Origin of the sequence: Acetilactobacillus jinshanensis, from assembly GCF_004359375.1 — a bacterium.
Taxonomy (GTDB): Bacteria; Bacillota; Bacilli; order Lactobacillales; family Lactobacillaceae; genus Acetilactobacillus; species Acetilactobacillus jinshanensis.
This window is the reverse complement of the sequence record NZ_CP034726.1, coordinates 970,838-986,838: the sequence shown is the minus strand read 5'-3', so window position 1 is coordinate 986,838 and position 16,001 is coordinate 970,838. Positions and strand designations below refer to the sequence as shown.

Below are 16,001 nucleotides of genomic sequence, written 5' to 3'. Positions count from 1 at the left end.
TTATTCTGTCTGATGTAACTTGGTTTGGATCTGATAGCGATCGGCATCACCGCTTTTATCACTACCGTGGTTCAAAATGCAAAGTAAAGTTAATAAACTAAGTGTGCCAAGTTTGTGATGAGAACTCTTAAGGGAATCCTGAAGAGACTTCAAGAACATCATGACAGATAATACCTTTCTATTGAATCAATCAATTCAACATAATTACTACACAATTCGTTATCTGTTGTAGCATGTTCATATCATCTGTTAAGGGGTTTGCACAAAAAATTTAAAAAAGTTTATTTGTAACATCGCAGATGCTGATGAGCGAATTTTTTATCGTACGCAATAATCTGTCGATATCTGTAGCAGCCCACCACGTGGTCATTTATTACCCCGGCACCCTGAAGATACGAATACAAAATCTTCGGACCGATGAATTTAAAATGATATTTCTTGAATAGCGGTAAGTATAAATGCACGAAATGCTTGGTCGGTAACGCATAATTATGGTGCTTACGGTGAGTAACCGGATGGTATTTAACCGGTAGCCACGTCAATCGGGACAATGACTGATGATGCTTATGCATCTTGATTAAAACCCGAGCATTATTGATCGTTGCTTTGATCTTCATTTTATTGCGAATGATTTTTGGGTCGTTCATAATCCTTTTCAACCGACCGGATCGCATGTGACCGATCTTGATCCAGTCGAAATGTTGAAAAGCACGTTCAAACGCCGGTCGTTTCTTCAAAATCAATTTCCAGGTTAATCCCGCTTGAAACGTTTCTAGCGTCAACATCTCAAATAATTGGCGTTCGTCAGTCTTAGGAACGCACCAAATGTGGTCATGAAAATATTTGCTTTGTGGACTCTCATTAGCGAACGGACACGTTTGCAAACTATCGCCCCGTTTTATTTACTTAATCGATGCCTTAGCAGCCGCCTCATAACAAGCTTTGATCAAACGGTCAAAAGCCGTATGAATCTCCTGATTAGTGGATAGATTAACGTCACCAGACGGCGTTTCCTGGTAGATGCATTTGGCATCCTTAATCTCCGAGATCTGTTTAGCAGCGTCCCGAATCATCGGGTTAATCTCGTTTTTACCGTCGATATTGGACGGTAATTCGCTGTATAAATAGCTATATAGTTCTTCACCGGTACTTAACCGATTACTCTCCATGATGTTTAATAACGAGACCCCAGTTGTCCCCAGTTTACTTTCAAAGTGGGTACATTTATCCATGGCAATCGAGAAGAACTGATAACGCTTTTCAACGTCGTCAGATTTTAAATGGGTTAATCGATCTTCAATTTTCGATAAATATTTCGCTAATGATTTAGCTTCAGATGGTAAATTCATATAATCATCCCTAAATTATGTTTGGGTTAATCAAAATTGCCTGCATTCGTTTCTGACCGTACTTTTTAACGCTCAGAACACCGTACTTCATTACGTCAGTGTCGACTGAATCACCTGGATGCAGCTGATTAGTCGCGCTGGGGTAATAACGAAAATGAATCGGTGTCATCGCGATGTTTTCTAAATATCCCTTAACAAGATGTTTAGTAGTATTATCATACAAGTGAGCCGAATGAAAACGCACGTTTATCAATTCCTTTAATTCGAATCTTACGCCCTTATTATAGCAAATTATGTTTTTGAGCCAACTTTTAACGTTTGAGTAATCCCGTAACGAATGGGATTAAACGGCTTTCTTAATTAATAATTAAACATGTCTGTAGAATGATGTATAATTAATTTATCCCAATCAGAAAGGTGGTTTAAATCATGGCAGAACAGAAAGCTGAGAAGCTGATCGACATCATTAGCCGTCAGATCCTTAATTACAAGAAAAATAACGGTTATGACTCGAATTTAAGGAATGTCTTAAAAGCCACCATCAAGAACTTTAAGCACGTCACTTCCGAAGGTAAGGTCAATCTGAAGGAAGATTGTTACGTGTCGCTTGATAAACACGGTATCATTATTTTCCATCTAGCTAAGGATCCTAAGAAAGGGATTGCTGATGTCTCGATCATTAACAAGGTTCACATCGATCGGATCAAAATCGGTCATATCTTAGGTCCTAGTTTAATCGTATTCCTTAAGGATCAAGTCCTGAATCCGTTCAACAAGAAGTTACGTTTCAAGATTCAGACGACTAGCGATGACAAGTCATTCTTAAACCGTAACGCCAAGCGTTTACCAAAGATTTTAGATTCTGAACACTACGTATATGACGATTAAGAACTAATTGATATTAAAATAATTGGTTCTTTTTGTTTTACGATCACGCAAAAATCCGCCCTGAATTTAATTCAGGACGGATTATTTTTTTATCGTATTCAGATTAGCGCTTATTTATTAAGTTGGTCCTTAACTGATTTACCGTTGATCACGTCATAAATATCATTCAACGAAATCTCGACCATGTTCTTGACCGAGTTATCGGTGTCATAAGCGACATGCGGTGTAATTAAGACGTTTGGCATGTTAATTAACTGTTTGATGTACTGATTCGGAATCGTGCCTTTGTTGTCACGGTTAAAAGTATTGCCTTCGTCTTCGATGGTATCTAAACCAGCAGCCGCGATTTCGTGGTCCTTTAAAGCGTCAATCAAAGCATTGGTGTCAACAACGGCGCCACGGGAAACGTTAACGAAGATGACTGAGTTCTTCATTAACTTAAATTCTTTAGCACCGATCATGTGACGGGTCGATTTCAATAACGGTGTATGAAGAACAATTACGTCAGCAGTCTGCAATAAGGTCTTTAACGGGACGTAAGTTAAAGTGGACTTTAACTGCGGATTCGGGTAAGGATCACTGCCCAAGACTTTGGCACCTAAGGCCTTATAAATCTTAGCGGAAGTTCCACCGATCTTACCAGTTCCGATGACACCGACGGTCAGGTTATGGATCTCACGGGCTTCATCCCCTGCCCATAAGAAATCACCTTTGGCTTCGCGCTGACGAATGTCACCAATGTGACGTAATAGGTACATTACGTGGGTTAATGCCATTTCAGCAACTGAACGTGGCGAGTAACCAGGGACGTTAGTAACGACCAGATGATTCTTCTTAGCAGCGTCCAAATCAACTTCGTTATAACCGGTCTGACGAACCCCGATGATCTTGACACCGAACTTATGTAAACTTGAGTAAAGGCTCTTTTCCGGTGAATTAAAGTGGATCGAGATCCCGTCAGCACCCTTTGCTAGGCCAACGTTCTTAGAAGTCAACTTATCTGGCGTTCCAGCAAACGTAACGTCCGGATGCTGTGCAGCAAAGTGCTTGACGAACGGCTTTTCCATATTCAGTAAGTTGTACATAAATATTTTTTTCATAATAAGTTATTAATCCTACCCCTAAAATTTATGTTTTTTGCAATTGACATCTTCATAATAACCGTTAAATGATATACTTTAAACAGAATATTGATTTGGAGGAATCGTTTTTATGACGTTTGGTCAAAAATTAGCGGAAGTTAACAGTACTATTTCACTCTGGAACTGGATCACCATTGCGATTGCCGTTCTATTCGTTGTCGCGTTAGTTACCGCGATCGTATTAACCGTTAAGAATAAGCCAAAGGGTTTCTTTGTCTGGTCGACCTTTGCCTTAATCTTAATTTTGGCTATTTCCTGTGGAATTAACTTCGGTGAACGCAATCGCTACAAGAACTACGAAAATCAAGCCAATTACTTTTATTTAAAGACCCAGATTACGCCCCACGCCGTCCAGAAGGTTAAATTCAACACCTTTGAAAAGGCCGTTCATAATCTGCATAAGCGTGATCAGATCATCGATAAAAAGATGCAGGGCCAACAATAATTGTTAATTCAGTCATATCTTTAGCCATTAAGTCAATTCTTAATGGCTTTTTATTGTCTCGCCATGTGAATAATCGACACCATTGTTATGTAAAACGAGCACCTATTTTAGCCACATCAACCCTATCGTAAGAGTTGGAAAGAGCCTGAAAGGGCTTACAATACTATTGCAAAGAAGGCTTTAATATGGCTGCTAAGAAACAAAAGCAATACACTAACATTTTAGTACCAGTCGATGGTTCTCATAATTCTAAATTAGCCTTATTACGAGCTTTAGATATGGCAGAAAGACATCCTGACACCACTAAGCTCCACATTGCTCATGTAATCAACGAAGTAACTAACTTCGCCGGCGCCAGTGATCAGTTTATTTTAAAGATGACTAATAATGACCGAAAGATGCTTAATAAGTACCTGAAAGTTGCTAAAGAACATCACGTCAAGGCCGACATTAAGATTATGTACGGTTCGCCAAAAGCTACGATCGCTCATGACTTAACGGACTTATACCACCCAGACTTAATCGTAATGGGCGCCATCGGTCTTAGTAAGATCGAACGAGTTCTATTAGGATCGGTCGCCGTCTACGTTTCACGTGAAGCTCCATGTGACGTATTACTAGTCAAGGAAGATCATCAATCTAAAGCTAAAGCAAAGAAATAAGGAGGCCATCGATATGACGAAAGCTAAAACCACTTATTATAACAACATCATCGTACCTTTAGATGGTTCTCATAACGCCAAACTAGCGTTTCAGCGAGCTTTAGTCATGGCTGAGCACCATCCGAAGACAACGAAGCTGCATTTAGTCCACGCCATTAGCGAAGCCGCTGACTTAACTACCGCTGATGACGCTTTTGTTCACACGGTTACTAAAATTGATACCAAGAAGATTAAAAAGTACCAGGCCGTTGCTAAGAAGCACCACGTTAAAGCTGACTACTTAATCGCATGTGGCCCGCCAAAAGTCTTAATCGCACACAATTTCGTTGACCATTTCCATGCCAACTTAATCGTAATGGGATCAAACGGATTAACACCCATTGAAAGAGTTCTGATGGGTTCCGTCGCCGTTTACGTCGCTCGTGAAGCACCTTGTGACGTACTCTTGGTTAAAGATCCTTTAAATCATAGATAAATCTACTACCTCTTAACAAAAAACGACCCTGAAAAATCAGGATCGTTTTTAAATTTGCCTAAAATAAGTTATTTAATACAAGCGTAGGCGTGTTTTACGTCGTGCAGATCCGATTTACCATCATACTTTACGACGGTGGCTAATGCTGTCGTGATTCCTTTAACGTCCTGGGCTAGAGTCAAACTCGGCAACTTACTGAATTTACCAATCGTTTGACTGGGTAAAAACGGGATGTGAATGAAGCCGGCCTTAAGATGTGGAAATTCCTTGTCACGCATGTACTGAACCGAGTACATAATGTGATTACAAACGTAGGTCCCGGCGGTAGTTGATAACCCGCTTGGGATCCCGATTTTACGGATGGCTTTAACAATTGCCTTGACTGGTAACTGAACGAAGTAAGCCGCTTGACCGTCTTTTGCGATTTGTTGGTCAACGGAATTATCTCCAATGTTGTCCGGAGCGCCGTCATCGAGGTTAATAGCAACTCGTTCGGGTGTAATTCCCTTTCGACCACCGGCTTGGCCGATGTCAATTACGTAATCGGGATGATCCTTTTCAATTGCCTCATGAACAACTTTAGCCGAACGTTTAAATTCAGTTGGTATTTCTAGCTTAATAATTTGTGCACCAGCAATCTGATTGGGTAACCTTTTAACGACTTCAATCGCAGGATTGACCTTTTGTTTACCAAATGGATTGAAGCCCGTAACTAAAATTTTCAAGCTAATTTTCCTTTTATTTCTTAATTAATCCATGAACTAATAAGTAATGTCGAGCCACTTTGCCAGCACTTTCGTGCTTGATCGTGACTAAGTAATTCATTTCTTGCATCTGCCTATCAGTGATGTGACCCGATAACTTCTCTAAAGCCTTTTTAATGGAACGGTGTCGACTCAAGAACGACTGTTTCATTAACGGCGCACCCTGATATGGCGGGAAGAACTTATGGTTATCTCGTAATGGTTGTAGATGATATTGCCGAATCTGCGGATCAGTTGTGTAACCATCAACAATGTTGACCCGGTCGTTAGCGATTGCCTTATATCGAATCGCTGGCGACATCGTCTTGTACTTGAACTTCAAATCGTAGTTCTTACTAACACCAGGATAACCATCCCGTTGTTTAGCAAAATCCGGATCAAAGCCGGCGTGCAACTTTGGTGCAATCCGTTTTAAATCTGAAATCGTGTGCAAATGATACTTTTCGGCAAAGCTCTTACGAACCGCTAAGGTGTAACCATTCTGGTAATGCATCGGTTTTAGGTAGCTCATGTCAAAATCACGTTTCAAACCATCTCGAGCGATTCGATAAGTTACTTTCGGATCACGATTAATCAACTGGGGTTGCTTCGTTATCGATTCCAAGACAGTCCCCGTGAATTCAGGATAGATATTGATTCGGTTTGACTTCAACGAATTAATGAGGAATTCGGTCGTCCCAAAGTTTGGCTTCACAGTAATCTTTTGGTGGGGATCCTGCTGATGGATTAAATCTTTGTACATGTGAATCAAGATATCAGGTTCACTGCCCAATTTACCAGCGATCACCACGTTTTTAGCCTGTTGAGCACTACTGTAGGCATGATAACCAAGGCCACCACAGATGATTACTAATAGCGTAATCAACGCAATTACCATCTTTTTTAGCGACAGCTTGGAAATCAATTTAATCACACCACTGAAGACCAACGCTAACAATGCTGAAAGTACGGCACCAATGATCAGTAAACTATTATTATTGGTTTCAATTCCCAGTAGAATGTAGGTCCCTAAGCCACCGGCACCGATCAAGGCGGCTAAGGTTGCGGTCCCAATAACTAGAACGGTCGCAATTCTGATCCCAGAGACAATCATTGGCATCGCCAACGGTAATTCATAGATCCATAGTCGTTGCCAGTAACTTAAACCAAAAGCGTGGCCAGCTTCTTCTAAAGAATTATCAATTGACGTTAATCCAGAATAAGCGTCCTGAAAAATCGGCATGATGGCATAGACAACTAACGCAATAATGGACGGTGTGGTCCCAATCCCAACGAACGGAATTAAAAGGCCTAACAAAGCTAAACTCGGAATCGTCTGGAAGATCCCGGTGATCTGCAAGCAGAATTCGGCAAGGTGTTTATGACGACGTAAAACAATCGCCAACGGCACGGCAATCACGATTGCAATTAGAATTGAGATTAATGATAAAGCAACGTGTTGACCTAATGCAGAAACGACCTGCTGACGCTGCTTAATTAAAACTGAAATGACGTTATGCATGACTACCGAGCCCCTTACTAATGAACCGCAACAGATCTTTGACGGTGATCCGCCAAAAACGATGTTGATACTTGACCTTCACGGGTGATTTCTGAAGCCGTGAGGCTAAAGTGGCTAAGGAAGCGTTCGGTGAAATTAAAGCTTCATCGGTCGATTCGTTAACTGGTGTCGCTAGCCCCTGTTGAATCAAATCATAAACGTGCTGTTGATCATTTGGCTTAAATAGCTTCCTGACGATTTGGTTTCGCGGATGCTGCAAGATTTCTTGTCCGGAACCAATCTGTTGAATCCGACCGTGGTATAAAACCGCAATTTGCTGACCCATCTTTAACGCTTCGTGCATATCATGGGTAATGAAGACAATCGTGTTATTTAATTCATGATGTAACTTCAGTACTAGATTCTGTAACTTCCGTCGAATGATCGGGTCTAAGGCACTGAACGGTTCATCCATTAAAATAATTCGAGGATTAACGGCTAAGGCTCTGATAATGCCAATCCGCTGCTGTTCACCACCCGAAAGTTCATCTGGATACCGTGAGCCATATTTATCGGGATCCATCCCGACTTTTGCCAATAACTTTTGGGCAATTTTAATTCGATCTTTTTTCGGTTTCTTTTCAGCTCGTAATTGAACGCCGACGTTCTGTTCGATCGTTAAATTCGGGAACAATGCAATGCTTTGCAACACGTAGCTCATTTTTAAACGGAGTTGCCGTAACGGATAATCACCAATCGATTTATGGTTAATAATAACCTTGCCACCCGTCGGCTCAATTAATCGGTTGATCATTTTTAACATGGTGGTCTTACCGCTGCCACTGGGACCGACGATAACGAAGATGGAATGAGCAGGGATCGTTAGATTGACGTGATCGAGCGCCACTGTCTTGCCATACCTTTTACTAACGTTTTTAAAACGAATCATTAAATCGCGACTTTTCACAATTAGCTCTTCACAATCAGGTTATAATTCAATATTATCACTAAATAATAGTAAGCTGTGCCCTATTCATGTTGAATATTTGATATAATTCACATGTATCAACATAAAGATAAGGAAGTAATATCATTACTCTAGCTGAAATCATGAAGTTATTAGCGTTTTTCCCGGTTGGCCTGATTTCCGGTATTTTGGGCGCTGTCGTGGGCATTGCCTCTTTGGCATCGTACCCAGCACTGATCATGTTCGGTCTGCCACCGATCACTGCAAACGTCACTAATCTAACTTCACAAGGCCTATTGTGCATTGGATCATTTTATTCATCACTTCGTGATATCGTGGGTCACGGTAAACAGACCTTGATCTATACGATATTATTGCTAGTTGGTTCCATTATCGGAACCATTATCGTTCTACATGAATCGAGTGCTTCGTTCGCTAAAATTGTCCCATTCTTCGTGTTAGCTGCCACCCTTCTGATCTTAAAACCCAAAACTAAGGCAGCAAATAAGACCGATAAAAAGAAACTCTGGGTCCGATACTTAACGATGTTCATCCTGTTCTTGTTAGGAATTTACTGTGCCTACTTCGGCGCCGGATCTGGAATTGTTTATCTAGCTTTAATGGCAACCGTTAGTACAGCACCGTTCAAGGTCTATAATTCGATCCGGAATGTGTCAATGGTCGGGCCAGCCGTTGTATCAACAATCGTGTACGCAACGTTGGCACCGGTTAATTGGCTAGTGGTAGTTCCATTAGGCTTAGGCATGCTAATTGGTGGTTATCTTGGCCCGATTATCGTTCGTCACGTTAACGAAAAATATATTAAGAGCTTCGTTTCAATATGTGGAATCGTATTAACGATCTATCTATTTATGAAAGCTTATTAATCACATTAGAGAGCAAAACAACCCGTTAAGCTAATCGCTTAACGGGTTGTTTCTTTTTTTTGGACAAAATAAAAAGACTTGCATCTCAGCAAGTCCACGTTGAAATATGTAATATAACAAGCATCAATTCATAAAACAAATGATAAAAAAGAATTACCACGCTTTTAATAGTAACATGTTTCCTAACAATGACAAGTTTTTTGACGAAAAAAGTTAGCCTTATTTAAAGTTTTCTTTGAAACGGCTAAAAGTCATCGAATTCCTCTCGACCAATACCGCTGACGCATCGTATTATACCAGTGTTGACACTGGAGTGGCGACCAGTGATGATAGTACGTTCGATGATAATAATTACCATTGTTATAATTGGAATAATTGCGGTAACCGTAATTTCGGTAGCCATAGTTATTGTAGTTATTGTAGTTATTGTAGTTATTGTAGTTATTGTAGTTATTGTAGTTATTATAGTTATTCCAGTAATTACGGTGATAGTACGGATTATTATTGTAATTATAAGTATTACTATAGCCAGAGTAATTATTATTACCGTATCCATAGCTATTCTGACGGTGATAATAGTCGTTAACGTAATTCTGACGGGTTGTAACACCGGTGATTACCGAACGACCGATTCGATAATCAAACTTTACACCAGGCTGCTTATTGTATAAGTAGACGTTAAAATCTAAACTACCGTCAGTTGAACGAGCCTGCATGTGAACGCCACTGGCCATTTCATTGTCACCATGAAAGACCGGTGTGACCTGATAAATAACTTTTTCGCCACTTTCCAACGATTGACGGACTTCTGATTCAAAGATCGTCTGGATCTGCTGGTTACTGTAAGCGGTCTGGGTAAATAAATTCTTCGGATTGTTCTGATCACCAGCTTGATCATGACCGTTGTAGTGGCCATCTTCGTCAATCCCGCGGGACAACGAATAAGCGATTTCGTGACCACGATTAATGATCCAGTCACCATTAACTCGTTTCTGGTGCCAGCCGGTCGGATCAACGTCCTGTTCTTGGCGTAAAGCGTCGTTAGTTAAATTTTTACTTTCTAAGTATGCGGTGTCTTTACCCGATCGGCCTTCACTATCTAAATCAGCGTAATGAACGTGATCATATTTCCAACGTTTCGATAACGTACTCTGGTCGTTATTAACGTCTTTATAATAGCCAATGTCGTTAGTATCCGCATTTGCCATTGGTGCCATCGACGTTGACGCAATGACGATCCCGAAAGAAGCGGAGATTGCTAAGATCATTCGTAATAACTTTGTACTCTTCATACCTTTACCCCTAATCTCAAAATGCGGGTGTAGTATCACACAGAATGCTTAACACATCAAGTATTTATCCCTGTAAGTACTTGTGGGGATGAATAAGCATCTGGAAATGAGAACTTATCACCATTAAAATTACGAGATAAACAATGCCAATATTCGGGATAAACATAATCAAGGCGAACCACTTATTGACCCCAATATCATGATTACGACGAGCAACTAAACAAAAGCTCAAAATCTTGACGATCAGGTTATACGGAAGATAGAAATATAGCAAATAGTAGCCGGTCACACGAACGACTTGCGGGTTTTGTTTTTCAACCAGTAATCCCGCTAAGGTTAAAAATAAAAGAATGCTTAACAAGATTGGAATAATAACGCACATGTACTTTGCACGGCCGGTCTTTCCTTTGGCCTTAAACATTAATCTGAAAAACTGTCCCCAGGCTGACGTAAAACCCTTCCACATGTTCTTAATTGCTTTCACTGAACGATCGCTCCCTAATTAATCAATTAGGTAAATTTTAGCACGCAAAAAGGCGCTTATCACATTTCGTAACAAGCGCCATTTAACCTATTTCAAATGATAATTTTTTCGTTTCTCGATCTGTTTCTTAAGTTCTTGATTTCGCTTTTCGGTCTTCGCCAACCGTTGTTTTAATTCACGCAATTTACGATAGTGTTCATTTTTTTCACGGGTGATCTGAACCTGCGACTTCAGATGATTAATCTGCCGCAACTTAGCATCGGCTTCCTTAAACGACTGCTTGATCTCAGCAATCCTTTTTGGGTCCGAATAATGGGCTTCATCACCCGTCGAAGCCACGTTAACGTGCTTCTCAAAATACTCGATTAGATGGATCATACTGTCTTTTGATGATAAACGAGCACCGATCACGTCGGCCGCGGTTTCTTCGTTTTCCGTGTTGATTCGTTTAGCATGAATAATACTGTGGGCCACTTCATGAGCTAATAAAGCTTTTAATTCTGACTTATTCAGCTTTTCAATCGCACCCGACGAGACATCGATCTCAATTCCAGGTGACGTTGAAGCCCCAATCTTATCGGTGTTGAACTGAACCACCGACATCATCGAGATCCCGGCTTTCTTACATAACCGATGAATTTCGTTGGTAATGAACGAATGGTTCTTCTCATCATACGGAATCTTTTTGCGGGTCTCACCAATTTCAGCATTAAAACGGTTCTTAATTTCACTAATTGGTAAGTTAAAGAAATGGTTCGGATCCATATTCGATAATGGATCACCGTTCGCTTGATCAGGATCATACAGAGTCTTACGTAACGTAAAGTCACCCCAGTTGATCCCGTCTTCATGAAACGTTAGCACGTGAATCACCTTATTCGTTATTTTCGGTCCGTTTGAAACCTTGGTCAAGATCGTCAAGTGAAATCGTGTTGATGTCACCCAACGTTAACTTGTGAATATCTTTCGCATGGGTCGCAATTCGATATTCATGACAACTAATTACCATGTGCAGTAAGTTTCGCATCAGGCGGGCGTTACTGTTTTCATGGTGTTTCTTGGAATACTTGATGAAGTAGCTGAGTTTACTCTTCAGAAAGTCCTTTTCCTTTGGGCCTAAGATACAGTGCGTCTTCTTAGCGTGATACATGAAGATCTGGTACATTTCATGATTACTGTAGTCCGGAAACAGGACCTTGTGGTTAAACCGTGAACGTAAGCCTTCGTTCGACTTATTGATTAATTCTTCCATCTTATCCTGATAACCAGCTAAGATAACAACCGTATCATGACGGTGATTTTCAGCCATTCTTAATAGTTCACTGACGGCGTCGTTCTTGGTACTATTTTCAGCATCTCCCTGGTCGCCAGTCGGTGCTAAAACGTAGGCTTCATCAATGAATAGCACACCACCGCGGGCACGCTGCATCAGTTTATGAGTCTTTAATAAGGCTCCACCAACTAACGTACTCATTAGGTCACGGGCACTGCACTCTAGAAAGAGCGGTTTTTTAACAATGTGCTTCTGGAACAGGATCTTACCAACAATTCGGGCAACTTCGGTTTTACCGGTTCCTGGATTACCCATAAAGATCATGTTAAGTGAAGCCATCTTGTTGTCCTGGCCCAGTTCACGGGCCCGCTGATCAATCTCGGCACTAGCGATGTAATGCTTGATCAAATCTTTAACGGATTTAAGGCCAATCATCCCATCTAACTGTTTAACACCGTCTTCAGTCGGGTCGATCGTATCCTGATACTTAATGTGATACTTCTTAGCTAATGCACTCCGGGTCTTACTGGGGCCCTCGTACTGACTGCTATCCGACGTTGGTTTATGATCCTGGGGCTTGCCTTCACTTAGCTTAGCCTCATAGTTACTCTGTAGATCATGTTCGCGTCGGAGTTCTTTCTGTAAATCACTAATTTTTTGATCGAAATGCTTATCTTGAAAAGCTGACACGTAATTCATCTCGGTTATCTAATGCTTGTTATATTTATAATCCATTATATCATTGCTTTTCTAGATATTAATTAATGAGAGTTCACAATCTCGGAAATGGATTAATTAGATAAAACGCTGATCCCTACAACAAGATCAACGTTTTATATCAATAATGATAGTGGCATGACTCAATGATAAAGTCATCTGAACTATATAAATAAACCAATCGGTTAGCCTTATCAATCCGTCTAGACCAGATATCAGCACCAAGATATTTCAATGGCTCCGGCTTCCCAATTCCATTTTGTGGACCATTCCTCAATATGTCACTGATTAATCGATTAATTCTTCTTAAATGTTTCTTATCTTGAAATTCCCAATATTTATATTCATTCCAAGCGTCTTGATCAAAACTAATGTTCATAGTCTAAATGATGCTTTTTGTTGGATGTTTTACTATTCATAATTCGTTTTTTTAAGTCATTAGTTGAAGTTGGCTTCCCGTATTTAGCGTAAGGATTCCTAGGAAGCGCTGTCGAATATGGTAACCGTTGTTGCATCGCAATTTGATTAATGCACATATTTAAAGCTGTTGATAATGACAAGCCTAATTTATTAGTAACCTTAGTGGCCATATCCTTTGCTTCAGGTGTGGTGGTTACTGAAATTTGGATTTTTTTCAAAATATCACTTCCTTTACATGATTATATCATATTTATACATTAATGTAGTGTAATTATAGTTAATATACATTTATAAATAGTTTATCTAAAGCACCACAATCTCCCTTCACTATACATTACGTAACAATTCACATTATTAACTAATTTTCCACCTCTAATTATTAATAAATTTCGAAACTATATTTTAGTAAGCACCCATCATATTAATAAGGTTGCCTATTTTATACAATTATTCAAAAATAATTTAATAAAGTTTCCTAATCTCCTTGACATCCCATAGAATTCTTCTACACTTAAGAAACGTAAAGGAAAACATATCGATTGAAAGAAGGTATTTTGATGCGACGATCGTGCCTGAGTATGTTTAATACTTTGACAGATTCTCAAATTATTACAGTCATTGCGATTTTAGTGATTATGGTCTTAGTCTTAGTCATTATTATTCATTGACTGTGTGGGTATTTGAGAATTCATTTTGTCGCATCAAATAGTATTCACACAGGGATAAAATCTAAACTGTGTGGATGCTTCTTTTAACACTGAAATTAATACTTAAAAGATAAAGTCCTCATGGTTTGGGTAATAAATCATGAGGACTTTTTTCATCGGTAAATAATGTTTAGGAGGAATCAATATGGCAGAAAAATTTCACCATAAGTTGTACGTTATGAATACATATCTACGGAAAGACTTAGATAACGCTCATCAGCACGCTAACACCGCAACCGGCGTTACCAACACAGCGGTTGATACGTTAGGTCATCAGTTAGAAGACATGAAGAAAGCTAACAAGATGCGTCATTTAGTCAACTCCGTTCGGAATTTCTATCAGCAGAGTTCAAAGGAATACAGCTTAAAGGTCGCTATCTTCGTCAGCCGTCACAAGGTCTTGGATAACGGCGACTACGCTAAGTTACAAGACGCTTTAACTAGCAAGAATTAATATTGATTAATAAATTGGGGAGATAATAAAGATGTCTAAGAGTAAATCCAAGAAACGATATATGTCCGTTGCGGGCATGGTTTTAGCGATTATCGCTACCGACTTCGGTTTCGGTAATTCAATTACTGGTTATAACCAAATGGGTTACGCCGGGATTCCATGGTATATTATCTGTGGTTTTGTTTATTTACTTCCACTAGCCATCATCTTTTCTGAATATAGTGGTGCCATCAGAGTCGATCATGGTGGCTTCTATAGTTGGTTACTTAATTCCGTTGGTGAAAAATGGGCCTTCATCGGAACCTTTATGTGGATCGGCCTCTGGGTCATCAGCATGCTTCAAATCGTTTCCGGCTTAGGAATTCACTTCTCTGGCCTGTTCTTAGGTTACGATACCTCACTGAACTGGCACTTGGGCTTCCTCACCAGTAATGATATCGAAGCTTTGATCGGTGCTGCATTCATGGTCTTCTCCATCTTCTTAGTAACTCGTGGTTTTCATCAGGTTGCTATGATTGCCATGATCAGTGGTGCTATTTCATTAGGTGTTATCGCTTTATTCGCCATCATTTCCGTTATCATTTTCTTCGCTAACCACGGTCAGTTAGCACAGCCAATCACCGGAGTTAGTTCATTTGTTAAATCACCGAACGTTCAGTTCCAGTCACCAATTGCTATCATGTCATTCGCCGTTTACGCAATGTTCGCTTATGGTGGATTAGAAGCCACCAGTGGTTTCTTAGACCGTATGAAACACCCGCGTAAGCAATTCCCAAAGGCTATGATGATCACTGCTGCTTCCATGGTTTGCCTTTACGTATTTGGTATCTTTATCTGTGGTTTAGCTACTAACTGGGCTCACGTATTCAAGAACCCAAAGGTTGATCTTTATAACAATGCCTTTTACATGATGGCCAACGCTGGTGACAGTTTAGCCAAAGCATTGGGCTGGTCCCCTGCTACCGGTGCTATGATTGGTCGTAGTTTAGTTCGTCTTCTATCAATCGGTGCTTTGATTCCTACTTTAGGCTTAGTTGCCGTTGTATCTTACTCACCAATCAAAGGTTTGATCGCTGGTTCTTCTAAGGACCTATGGCCAAAGAAGATTTCTACATTTAACAAGCATGATATGCCATCCGTTGCCCTATGGATCGAATGTGCAGTTATCGCTGGTGCTTTAGTATTAGTTGCTTTAACTGGTAAGACTGGTCAAGAATTCTACCAGATCATCGTTGATATGAACAACATCGCCGTTATCGCACCATACACCTTCATTGCCATCGCATTCGTTGCCTTTAAGAAGCGTAAGGATATCGAACGTCCAATCGAATTCTTACACAGCATGAAGTCAGTTTACTTTACCGTTGGTGTATTAGTTGTTGCCATGGCATTAGCTACGTTATTCAACTTAATCTTACCAATCACTCAGCATCAGTACGCTGTCGCATTCTGGACCTTCGCCGGACCGGTACTATTCTTCATCATTTCAACTATCATGTACCACTTAGGTATCATGCACCGTGCCCGTCGAATGGTTGCCGATAACGTTCACTACGAAAAGCACCATGACGTTAACTTATAATTAACTCAAGAGA

At 40.2% G+C, this 16,001-nt stretch carries 21 protein-coding genes; 7 read left to right on the top strand and 14 right to left on the bottom strand.

Features of this window, described 5'->3' with window-relative positions; genetic code table 11:
* The 4 genes from ELX58_RS07915 to ELX58_RS04565 form a co-directional block, all read right to left on the bottom strand.
* A complete protein-coding gene (locus ELX58_RS07915) occupies nt 1–162 on the bottom strand; it encodes a hypothetical protein (RefSeq protein ID WP_162614646.1) in 162 nt (53 codons plus the stop codon).
* Nucleotides 163–281: 119 nt separating this feature from the next.
* Nucleotides 282–884: a DNA-3-methyladenine glycosylase I gene (locus ELX58_RS04575; RefSeq protein WP_162614645.1), complete on the bottom strand. Its 603-nt coding sequence runs from the start codon at nt 882–884 to the stop codon at nt 282–284.
* A gap of 18 nt (nt 885–902) precedes the next feature.
* Nucleotides 903–1,349, bottom strand: coding sequence for a hypothetical protein (locus ELX58_RS04570; RefSeq protein ID WP_133441980.1), 447 nt, complete (start codon nt 1,347–1,349; stop codon nt 903–905).
* Between the two features lie 10 nt (nt 1,350–1,359).
* The gene (locus ELX58_RS04565) at nt 1,360–1,593 is read right to left on the bottom strand and encodes a hypothetical protein (RefSeq protein WP_133441979.1); all 234 of its coding nucleotides are present in this window, start codon (nt 1,591–1,593) and stop codon (nt 1,360–1,362) included.
* Between the two features lie 185 nt (nt 1,594–1,778).
* Between ELX58_RS04565 and ELX58_RS04560 the strand changes: the two genes are divergently transcribed.
* Complete coding sequence (locus ELX58_RS04560; protein ID WP_133441978.1) at nt 1,779–2,237, top strand: hypothetical protein; 459 nt, start codon at nt 1,779–1,781, stop codon at nt 2,235–2,237.
* A 110-nt stretch (nt 2,238–2,347) separates the two neighbouring features.
* Here the strand turns inward: ELX58_RS04560 and ELX58_RS04555 are convergent, their stop codons facing one another.
* Nucleotides 2,348–3,337, bottom strand: a complete 990-nt coding sequence (locus ELX58_RS04555) for a D-2-hydroxyacid dehydrogenase (protein ID WP_133441977.1) — start codon at nt 3,335–3,337, stop codon at nt 2,348–2,350.
* A gap of 112 nt (nt 3,338–3,449) precedes the next feature.
* Between ELX58_RS04555 and ELX58_RS04550 the strand changes: the two genes are divergently transcribed.
* From ELX58_RS04550 to ELX58_RS04540, 3 genes are all read left to right on the top strand, one after another.
* Entirely contained in the window at nt 3,450–3,824 is a 375-nt protein-coding gene (locus ELX58_RS04550) for a hypothetical protein (protein WP_133441976.1), read from the top strand.
* A gap of 185 nt (nt 3,825–4,009) precedes the next feature.
* Entirely contained in the window at nt 4,010–4,486 is a 477-nt protein-coding gene (locus tag ELX58_RS04545) for a universal stress protein (protein WP_133441975.1), read from the top strand.
* A gap of 13 nt (nt 4,487–4,499) precedes the next feature.
* Nucleotides 4,500–4,961: a universal stress protein gene (locus ELX58_RS04540; protein WP_133441974.1), complete on the top strand. Its 462-nt coding sequence runs from the start codon at nt 4,500–4,502 to the stop codon at nt 4,959–4,961.
* A gap of 68 nt (nt 4,962–5,029) precedes the next feature.
* Here the strand turns inward: ELX58_RS04540 and pcp are convergent, their stop codons facing one another.
* From pcp to ELX58_RS04525, 3 genes are read right to left on the bottom strand one after another with little or no spacing between them, the layout of a single operon-like run.
* Complete coding sequence (pcp, locus tag ELX58_RS04535; protein ID WP_133441973.1) at nt 5,030–5,686, bottom strand: pyroglutamyl-peptidase I; 657 nt, start codon at nt 5,684–5,686, stop codon at nt 5,030–5,032.
* A 13-nt stretch (nt 5,687–5,699) separates the two neighbouring features.
* A complete protein-coding gene (locus tag ELX58_RS04530) occupies nt 5,700–7,226 on the bottom strand; it encodes an ABC transporter permease/substrate-binding protein (protein WP_133441972.1) in 1,527 nt (508 codons plus the stop codon).
* Nucleotides 7,219–8,172, bottom strand: coding sequence for an ATP-binding cassette domain-containing protein (locus ELX58_RS04525; protein WP_236747653.1), 954 nt, complete (start codon nt 8,170–8,172; stop codon nt 7,219–7,221). The genes ELX58_RS04530 and ELX58_RS04525 overlap by 8 nt, the downstream gene beginning before the upstream one ends.
* A gap of 143 nt (nt 8,173–8,315) precedes the next feature.
* Between ELX58_RS04525 and ELX58_RS04520 the strand changes: the two genes are divergently transcribed.
* Nucleotides 8,316–9,059 carry a sulfite exporter TauE/SafE family protein gene (locus ELX58_RS04520; RefSeq protein ID WP_133441971.1) on the top strand — a complete coding sequence of 248 codons (744 nt, stop codon included), beginning with the start codon at nt 8,316–8,318 and terminating at the stop codon, nt 9,057–9,059.
* Nucleotides 9,060–9,310: 251 nt separating this feature from the next.
* Here ELX58_RS04520 and ELX58_RS08100 read toward each other — a convergent pair whose 3' ends face one another.
* The 6 genes from ELX58_RS08100 to ELX58_RS04490 form a co-directional block, all read right to left on the bottom strand.
* Nucleotides 9,311–10,351 (bottom strand): DNA/RNA non-specific endonuclease, encoded by a 1,041-nt coding sequence (locus ELX58_RS08100; RefSeq protein WP_133441970.1) that lies wholly within the window; start codon nt 10,349–10,351, stop codon nt 9,311–9,313.
* Between the two features lie 64 nt (nt 10,352–10,415).
* The gene (locus ELX58_RS04510; RefSeq protein ID WP_133441969.1) at nt 10,416–10,835 is read right to left on the bottom strand and encodes a DUF805 domain-containing protein; all 420 of its coding nucleotides are present in this window, start codon (nt 10,833–10,835) and stop codon (nt 10,416–10,418) included.
* A gap of 87 nt (nt 10,836–10,922) precedes the next feature.
* A complete protein-coding gene (locus tag ELX58_RS04505; protein WP_133441968.1) occupies nt 10,923–11,699 on the bottom strand; it encodes a M48 family metalloprotease in 777 nt (258 codons plus the stop codon).
* Nucleotides 11,700–11,709: 10 nt separating this feature from the next.
* Nucleotides 11,710–12,798, bottom strand: coding sequence for an AAA family ATPase (locus tag ELX58_RS04500; RefSeq protein ID WP_162614644.1), 1,089 nt, complete (start codon nt 12,796–12,798; stop codon nt 11,710–11,712).
* Between the two features lie 148 nt (nt 12,799–12,946).
* Nucleotides 12,947–13,204: a Txe/YoeB family addiction module toxin gene (locus ELX58_RS04495; RefSeq protein WP_133441966.1), complete on the bottom strand. Its 258-nt coding sequence runs from the start codon at nt 13,202–13,204 to the stop codon at nt 12,947–12,949.
* Nucleotides 13,194–13,463 carry a type II toxin-antitoxin system RelB/DinJ family antitoxin gene (locus ELX58_RS04490; protein WP_133441965.1) on the bottom strand — a complete coding sequence of 90 codons (270 nt, stop codon included), beginning with the start codon at nt 13,461–13,463 and terminating at the stop codon, nt 13,194–13,196. Before ELX58_RS04490 ends, ELX58_RS04495 begins: the two co-directional genes overlap by 11 nt.
* A gap of 634 nt (nt 13,464–14,097) precedes the next feature.
* Here ELX58_RS04490 and ELX58_RS04485 point away from each other — a divergent pair.
* Both ELX58_RS04485 and yjeM read left to right on the top strand, forming a co-directional pair.
* Nucleotides 14,098–14,406 (top strand): hypothetical protein, encoded by a 309-nt coding sequence (locus tag ELX58_RS04485; protein WP_133441964.1) that lies wholly within the window; start codon nt 14,098–14,100, stop codon nt 14,404–14,406.
* A gap of 31 nt (nt 14,407–14,437) precedes the next feature.
* The gene (gene yjeM, locus ELX58_RS04480) at nt 14,438–15,988 is read left to right on the top strand and encodes a glutamate/gamma-aminobutyrate family transporter YjeM (RefSeq protein WP_133441963.1); all 1,551 of its coding nucleotides are present in this window, start codon (nt 14,438–14,440) and stop codon (nt 15,986–15,988) included.
* Nucleotides 15,989–16,001 lie beyond the last annotated feature (13 nt).